Origin of the sequence: Streptodolium elevatio (assembly GCF_040649515.1) — a bacterium.
Lineage (GTDB): Bacteria > Actinomycetota > Actinomycetes > Streptomycetales > Streptomycetaceae > Yinghuangia > Yinghuangia elevatio.
This window is the reverse complement of sequence record NZ_JBEZFP010000231.1, coordinates 1-7,768: the sequence shown is the minus strand read 5'-3', so window position 1 is coordinate 7,768 and position 7,768 is coordinate 1. Positions and strand designations below refer to the sequence as shown.

At 70.1% G+C, this 7,768-nt stretch carries 6 protein-coding genes and 3 pseudogenes; 7 read left to right on the top strand and 2 right to left on the bottom strand.

Annotated elements, in window-relative coordinates:
* Positions 1-94: 94 nt before the first annotated feature.
* The 6 genes and pseudogenes from AB0C36_RS42020 to AB0C36_RS41995 form a co-directional block, all read left to right on the top strand.
* Positions 95-289, top strand: a pseudogene (locus tag AB0C36_RS42020) (Hsp20/alpha crystallin family protein); the annotation flags it as partial.
* A 13-nt stretch (positions 290-302) separates the two neighbouring features.
* The gene (locus AB0C36_RS43395) at positions 303-758 is read left to right on the top strand and encodes an STAS domain-containing protein (RefSeq protein WP_494410271.1); all 456 of its coding nucleotides are present in this window, start codon (positions 303-305) and stop codon (positions 756-758) included.
* 369 nt (positions 759-1,127) lie between these two features.
* Positions 1,128-1,392 (top strand): annotated as a pseudogene (locus tag AB0C36_RS42010) (DUF2267 domain-containing protein); the annotation flags it as partial.
* Positions 1,393-1,638: 246 nt separating this feature from the next.
* A pseudogene (locus AB0C36_RS42005) lies at positions 1,639-1,830 on the top strand (transposase); the annotation flags it as partial.
* Between the two features lie 552 nt (positions 1,831-2,382).
* Positions 2,383-3,879 carry a cryptochrome/photolyase family protein gene (locus tag AB0C36_RS42000; RefSeq protein ID WP_358364798.1) on the top strand — a complete coding sequence of 499 codons (1,497 nt, stop codon included), beginning with the start codon at positions 2,383-2,385 and terminating at the stop codon, positions 3,877-3,879.
* Positions 3,880-4,019: 140 nt separating this feature from the next.
* Positions 4,020-5,255 (top strand): FAD-dependent oxidoreductase, encoded by a 1,236-nt coding sequence (locus tag AB0C36_RS41995; RefSeq protein WP_358364797.1) that lies wholly within the window; start codon positions 4,020-4,022, stop codon positions 5,253-5,255.
* Between the two features lie 433 nt (positions 5,256-5,688).
* Here AB0C36_RS41995 and AB0C36_RS41990 read toward each other — a convergent pair whose 3' ends face one another.
* Together AB0C36_RS41990 and AB0C36_RS41985 are read right to left on the bottom strand one after the other, a co-directional pair.
* A complete protein-coding gene (locus AB0C36_RS41990) occupies positions 5,689-6,753 on the bottom strand; it encodes a glycosyltransferase family 2 protein (protein ID WP_358364795.1) in 1,065 nt (354 codons plus the stop codon).
* On the bottom strand, positions 6,750-6,911 hold the full coding sequence (locus AB0C36_RS41985) for an LPXTG cell wall anchor domain-containing protein (RefSeq protein ID WP_358364794.1): 162 nt from the start codon (positions 6,909-6,911) through the stop codon (positions 6,750-6,752). The genes AB0C36_RS41990 and AB0C36_RS41985 overlap by 4 nt, the downstream gene beginning before the upstream one ends.
* Before the next feature lie 294 nt (positions 6,912-7,205).
* Between AB0C36_RS41985 and AB0C36_RS43335 the strand changes: the two genes are divergently transcribed.
* Positions 7,206-7,768: transposase family protein (locus AB0C36_RS43335; RefSeq protein WP_435839230.1), on the top strand; the 563-nt coding region annotated here is incomplete at its 3' end.

Genomic DNA, 7,768 nt, shown 5'->3' with positions numbered 1-7,768 from the left:
CGCTACGACAAGACCGCAACCTCCTTCACCGCCGCCCTCACCCTCGCCGCAACCCTCCTCTGGCTCCAACCACCACTTTGAAGACACGACCTAGGTGGAGCTGTCCCAGCGGCCCTCGGGGGTCTTCTCCCGTCAGGTCATGCTCGCCGACACCCTCGACACCGACGCGATCAAGGCGGACTACGACGCCGGGGTGCTGACCCTGCGCATCGCCATCGCCGAACGCGCCAAGCCCCGCAAGATCGCCATCACCCACGGCGGCACCGAACGCAGGCGGATCAAGGCCTGACACAACGCGCCGGGTGCAAGCACCGCCCCCTCCCCGAGTGCGCGCGCACTCGGCGCACGGGCTGAACCCGCTGTCCCCACACCCGCGACGCTCGAAACCCGGGAGCCTGCGGCATGCTCGCCCTCGAACACCCCCGCCACTCCCCCGGCCCAGGCCAGTGCCACGGACGGCCGCCGGCCCGCAGGCAGCCGGCGGGCCCGTGGTCGTCAAGGCCGAAGGGGAGATAGACATCGCCACCGCCGATGCCCTGCGAGACCGCCTGATCGCCGCGCTGAACCAGCACGCCGCAGTCGCGGCCGACATGTCGGCCGTCACCTTCATCGACTGCGCCGGCCTGCGCGCACTACTGGCGGCCCGCGCCTTCGCGGAGCGGCACGGCCGGCACCTCGCCGTGCACGACCCCAGCCGCCCCGTGCGGCGCCTGCTCGCATGGACCCGACTCGACCCCCGCCTTCGGACCACCCCATGAGCCACCTACACACCCCGCCACACCGCACCCCCGCCGAGGAATGCATCCTGCTCGCCCGTCGCATCGACAAGGAATTCGCCGACGTGCTACGGCGCTTCGACGACCTTGCCCGCCGTACGAACACCAGGTTCGCCGAACTCGAAGCCCGCGCCGCCGCACTGACCGCACAATTCGACGCCCGGGCAGCCCGGATCCTGGACCGGGTTGCCACCACACCCCGACACGCCACGACCCCCGCGCCGCCGCGACCCGCGCACCCCCCACGCCGACACCCCACTCACCCGGCGCCCGCTCCCGACACCGGGAGACACCGCCAACCGGCGTAAGGAGACACACCCGCCCACCCCGCACCAGAAAAGGGAACAGGCCATGAACTGGGAGACCTTCCTCGACCAGGTCAAAGAACGCGGCGAATACCCCACACGCCGCAACGCCGAACGCGCCATCCCCACCGTCCTCGCCCTACTCGGCGCCCACCCGGTCGGCACCGAACGCCCCGACCTCGCCACTCGCCTCCCCGGAGACCTGCGCGCTCACGCTGCTCACCCCCCTCCACGCCTCCGAAGCCCTCGACCCCGAACGGTTCGTCCGCGCCACCGCCGCCTGGATCGACGGCGCCACTGAGCAAACCGCCGCCGCGACGCAGTGCCAGCCGCGCCGAGGCGCGCGGCGAGCAGGGCGCCAGTCCAGTCGGTGCCGACGTGCACAACAGGTCCGTACGGTTCTTGGTGTAATGGCTGGATCCGTGGAGGCCTCAGATGTCCGAACACCCAAGCGAGCAGGGTGGGTTGGCTGTGCCGGTTGATCCTACCGAGTTGTGGGCGGCGGACGAGTTGGACGCGCAACTGGTGCGTCGGCTGACCGACCGGGCCCGCGCCAAGGCCTGGTGGAATGGCAGGCCAGACCGCTGGACCCGGTCTACCCGGTGGTCTTCATCAACGCGATACAGGTGAGGATCCGCGACGGCCAGGTCGCCAACCGCGCCATCTACCCGGCACTCGCGGTGACTGTGGACGGCGAGCGGGAGATCCTGGGCATGTGGGCCGGCGACGGCGCCGAGGGCGCCACGTACTGCGACCAGTGCGACCACCGCAATCCGGACTACCGCCGGACCGCCAGGCGTCCGGGCCCGCACCCGGATGACCTCGCCCTCGCCCGCGACCCCCTCGACCACCAGCGGTGCAAGCCCCGAAAACACCGCACCCACAAGCTCGTTCGCGTTCAAAACCCCGACATGATCACCTACTCACCCCCTCTCACCACCGAAAGTGAGGCAGAGTCGCTACTTTTACAGTCCCCCTCAAGGTGACCAGGGTCGACGCGACCGCCTCGGGGCCACCTTGGAATCATCAGCAGCCGACAGCACGGCCGCGACCCTGTGCCCACGGGCACGGCGGTTGCTTGACAAGGCAGGTACCGAAGGCGAGCCGTGCGTGCGGCCGTGGGCGAAGTGGCCGGCATCCGCGGGCACTCTGTCCGTCAAAGCGGAGTAGGCTCACTCGCGGTCTTGGGTCTGATCAGTCGCCACTTGGGGGACGGATCGTTACTCCGTTTGGGCGGGTTTCGAGGTTCTCGAGTGTTGTGGCGGCCACCTGTGGCCATCGCGGGCCAATGTTGGGACGTCATGGCCAACGCGCACTGGTTGTTCGGCGATCAGCTGGGTCCCCACTTCGTCGCGCCCGGGGACGGCGGCCCTCACAAGGACGCGCCGGTGGTGATGATCGAGGCCCGCTCCGTGTTCCGGCGCCGCACGTTCCACCGGGCCAAGGCCCACCTGATCCTGTCCGCGATGCGGCGGCGTGCGGCGGAACTCGGGGATCGTGTGACGTACGTCCGCGCGGACACCTACCGCGACGGGCTCGACAGGGCCGTCGGCAAGGCCAAGGTGACGGTGCACCATCCCACTTCGCATGCCGCGATGCGGTTCGTACGGTCGCTCGACCAGGTCACGGTGCTGCCGGCACGGGGCTTCCTGGTCGCCGGCGACGCTTTCCGTGGTTGGGTCGGCGACCGCGGCGAACGGCAGTTGCGCCAGGAGGACTTCTATCGCTGGGTGCGGCGCGAGCATGCGCTGCTGATGGACGGACCGGAACCGGCAGGCGGTCGGTGGAACTTCGACCACGACAACCGCGCCTCCCCGCCACGCGGCGTGCGCGAGTTGGATGTTCCTCCCCCGTACCGCCCTCGCGAGGACGCCGTCGACGAGGAGGTGCGACACGATCTGGACGCGTGGGAGCGCGCCGGAGACGTGGCCTTTGTAGGACGCGACGGACCGCGACTGTTCCCCGCGTCACGCCGTGAGGCCCGCGCGGCACTGAAACGCTTCGTCGCCGTCCGATTGCCGATGTTCGGCACCTATGAGGACGCCATGCTGTCGGCCGACCCTGTCATGAGCCACAGCCTGTTGTCGGCTCCGCTGAATCTCGGACTCCTCGATCCAGCCGAGTGCGTCGAGGCCGCCGAAGCCGCGTGGCGCCAGGGCGCCGCACCGTTGAACAGCGTCGAGGGCTTCATCCGGCAGATCGCGGGCTGGCGCGAGTACGTGTGGCAGCTGTACTGGCACTTCGGTGAGCGTTACCGCGCAAGCAACGTGCTCGGGCACACCGCGCCGCTGCCGCAATGGTTCATGGAAGCGGACGCCGATGCCGTCGAGGCGAACTGCCTGAGGACGGTCCTGGGCCAGGTCCGCGACACGGGGTGGACCCATCACATCCCACGCCTGATGGTCCTGGGCAGCAACGCGCTTCAGCGCGGCTGGGACCCCGCGGCCGTCACCGATTGGTTCCACCGGCTGTTCGTCGACGGCTACGACTGGGTGATGATCCCCAACGTGGTCGGGATGTCCCAGTACGCCGACGGTGGCCGCATGACGACGAAGCCTTACACCTCCGGCGGCGCGTACGTGCACCGCATGAGCGACCTGTGCGGGCCCTGCGCCTACCGGCCGACGGAACGCGCAGGACCGCACGCATGCCCGTTCACCGGCGGATATTGGGCGTTCCTGCACCGGCACCGCGAACTCCTCGTGCGCAACCCGCGCATGGTCCGCGCGGTCCAGGGGCTCGACCGGCTGACGGACCTCGAGCAGGTCCTGGACCAATGGGGGCACGCGGACGTATGACACACGCGAACGACAACGCCGGGATCGACCCGGCGGGTGACACACAAGGCGACGCCGGCACGGAAGCAGGGACAAGGCCGCAACACCGGAGTCGGACGCCGGGATCCGGCTCGGGGTCAGGCGCAGCTCTGGACGTCATCGTGGTGGGGGGCGGCCTCGCCGGCCTGGCCTGCGCCGCCGACCTGGCCGCGGCCGGCCGACGCGTGCGCGTGCTGGAAGCGTCCGACGACGTCGGCGGGCGGATGCGGTCCGACCACCGCGACGGGTTCGTGGTGGACCGCGGATTCCAGGTCTTCAACACGTCGTATCCGCAGGTCAAACGACGCTTCGACATCAGAGCCCTCAAGCTGCGGCCCTTCTCTCCTGCGGTGCTCGTGCACGGCGGGCACGCTGGGCGGGACAACCACGGCAGGTCGCGCATCGTCGATCCCTCGCGCAGCCGGCGCGACGCGGTCGACGGATTGCGCGCGGGTGACGTCGGACTGCGGGACGCGGCTGCGCTGGCCGCCTTGTCCGGATGGTGTGCGCTGACACCGCCGCGGGTGCTCAAAGCCGCGTCGGCGCGTCGGCCGGACCGCGACACCGGTGCGACGCTCAGTTCTTGGGGCTTCACCGACGAGTTCGTCGCGCGGTTCTTCCGGCCTTTCCTCGCCGGCGTCTTCCTGGAGGACGAGCTGGCCACATCGTCGGCGGTATTCCGGCTCGTCTGGCGAAGCATGGTCCGCGGAACCCTGTGCCTGCCGGCCGAGGGGATCGGTGCGGTCCCCCGGCAACTCGCCGCATCGCTCCCGCCCGGAACCGTGAACGTCCACACACCCGTCGCGGAACTCACGGACGTCGGCGTGCTGTTGGCCGACGGCGGGGAACTGGCCGCTGCCGCGGTCGTGGTCGCCACGGGCCCTGCGGCCGTACGACACCTTCTACCGGCGGAGAAGCTGCCGGCGTACCGGACCGTGACCACGTACCAACATGCCACCGAGAGATCACCGTTGGCCGAACCGACGCTGATGACGGACACGCGCATGCGATTCCTGAACACCTGTGTCCTGACCGAAGTCGCGCCCACCTACGCCCCCGCCGGGACGCACCTCGTCCAGACCTCGATCCTCGGCACCGACGTTCCCGGACGCGAGGCCCTGATCCGCACAGCCCTGGCCGAGGCCTACGACGTCGACACCTCCGGCTGGGACCTCGTTGCCACAACCACCGTCGACGACGCGCTCCCCGCGATGACGGCACCCCACAGGCTCTCGCGGACCTCTCGCGTTGCCCCCGGACGCTACGTCTGCGGCGACCACCGCACCACCGGGTCCGTGCAAGGAGCCCTGGCATCCGGCACCCGAGCGGCCCGCGAACTCCTGCTGGATCAAGCCTGATCCGTCCCCGAGCACCGTGCGTGGCCCCGGCACGGCCTGCTGGGGGGCGGGAGCGCCTCACAGACCGGAGATCAGCTGCGAGGCGAGATGACACACGCCGAGCATCCGGACACCGCCCGCTCCCACAGTGCGCCGGTCAGCCGACCTGACATTTCCGCCGGGGGCCTACCACGGAGGGGGCTTCCACAAGGTCGGCTGCGCGGGGGGAGTCCGGGCAGCCGCGTTGCTGGGGGTGACATAGTGACGACGTCCAATAGCACCCCGCGGCTCTCCGGGACGACGACCGGATCCTGATGCCCGCGACCCGGAGCGCCGCACGCCTCCGGCCAGCAGGGGGTCCTCCAACAGCCCCGGAGGCAGCAGCGGGTCGTACGTGCGTTCCTCCGAGTCCGTTGCCGCAAGACGGCCAGCGTCTCGACGTCGTCGGGGGCAGTCACCAGCAGTAGTGGGAGAACTGCTCGGGTGCGAGGGTGAAGACCAGCGAGGAGGGCTGGTGCACGGTGTCGCCGGCGAGCAGGGCGTAGAAGGTGAGCATGGAGTCGTCGTTCATCTGCATCGGGCGGCCGCGGAACTGCTCGTTCTCGTACGCGCCGGCGGCGCCTCGGACGACGTCGGCGCGGTAGAACGCGAGGGTTCCGGAGTTGATGGTGACCCGGCGCAGGACCGACTGGGCGCTGCGCAGGCCGCGGGTGAACGGCAGGTACAGCAGGTTGATCAGGCGGGTGAGGGCGTTGGCGTCGTGGTTGAGGACGATCACCTGCCCCGCGACCGACTGCACACCCGGGTCGGCGAACGGCTTGAGGCCCTCGGCGACAGCGTCGGCGTCCAGGACGGAGTCGCTGTCGAGGGTGACGAAGACGTCGGCGTCGTCGTCGGCGAGGACGTGCATCTGGGCGTGCCGCTTGCCGCGGTTCGCGGTGCGGTCCCAGGTGGCCTCGACACCGACGGCTGCGGCGCGTTCGAACAACTCGGCACGGACGTCGGTGTAGTCCAGCGGCGTGCCGTCCGGATGCGCCGAGCCGTCGTCGACCACCCGTACCCGGGTCACGCGCCGGGACTGCACCAGGACGGAGTGCAGGCAGGCGCGCAGTGCGCCCGGGTCCTCGTTGTAGACGGGCACCTGGACGGTGACGGTCAGCGCGTCGACCACCGCCCGTTCGGCGGCGGACGCCGGTTTGCGCGGGCGTTCCAGCCAGGACACCGGGACCCACCACAACAGGAAGAACGACACCAGCCATGGCACCGCCAGCACACCCGACATCTCGCCGTGCCCGAAGCCGTCCAGTACCGCGACCGCATGCGCCAGGCCCCAGGCGGCGAACGCCGCGAACGGCACCACACCCAGCAGCACGAGCCGCCACGACGAGCCGTGCCACGCCCGCGGCAGCACCCCGACACCCGGCCACCGGCCCTGAACCGGCCCCGCGAGCACGGCATCGCGCGCCCGCGGGGTCGGCAGGCCGACCTCGACATCGGAAGGGAAGGCCGGCGCGGTCACCGGGCGAACGGGTCGCGGCCGCGGCGGAACGACAACCGGACGAGCAGCACCCCAGCCAAGACCAGCAGCAAACTGACGACGACCAGCCACACCTGCCCCGTCGCCAGCCCCGTCGCGGCCAGCACACCCCCAGGCGCGGACACAGACCCGTACGGCACCAAAACCTCCCACGAAAGACACGTCGGACCGTCCTGATGCTCATCACACCACCGCGCCACACCTGCACTACTGCAACCGCGTGACCCCGCCCGACAGCGTCTTCCGATCAACCTGCGGATTCAAACAGGTACTGAATCCGAACGGCCGTTGGCGCGGTGGGCGTCGTGGACGGTGAGGGACGGTATGGCTTTGTTCACGTGAAGTGGTTCTGGCTCAAGTTCTGTGATGCGTGCACGCTGAGTGACTGTTTGAACCGGCGTGGTTCCTCTGCAGTTGCCCGAGAATCACTCCTGATGGCTGGCGGGCGTCAACACTGTGGGGTCGTGGACGACGTTCTGGCTTCGGTGAGGGATCTGCTGTTGCCCGCGATCGAGGACGTGGCCGTGACCGCGGTGGAGACGGCCGCCGATGGCGTACGGGCCGAGGTCCGCAGCACGGCGACGGGTGCCTGCTGTCCGGGTTGCGGCGGATGGTCGGGGCGGGTTCACGGTTCCTACCTGCGGTTTCCCGCTGACACTCCAACGGCTGGGCGTCCTGTCGTTCTTCGTGTGAGGGTCCGCCGCTTTGCATGCGTGACCGCAGGCTGCACGCGGCGGACGTTCCGAGCCGCAAACCTGTCGGCCGCCCGCGCGCAGCGCGCCCGCGTCGGCACGGCCTCCTGCGTCCCGGACCGAGACCTCACCAGTACGGGCCGCCACCCGTCCCCACCAGAGGTTCCTCTCGTGTCTTTCCGCTCCATAGCCGCGCGCTTCACTGCCGTCCTCGCGGTGCCCGCCGCGGTGTTGGCCGTCGCCGAGGTCAAGGGCGGCGAGGTGAAGTGGTTCAACCTGTCGCACGCCTGCACCGGCACGCCTGT

Coding starts and splice junctions, on each gene's coding strand:
- AB0C36_RS42000 (WP_358364798.1), top strand. CDS start 2,383: ATGGCCAACGCGCACTGGTTGTTCGGCGATCAGCTGGGTCCCCACTTC.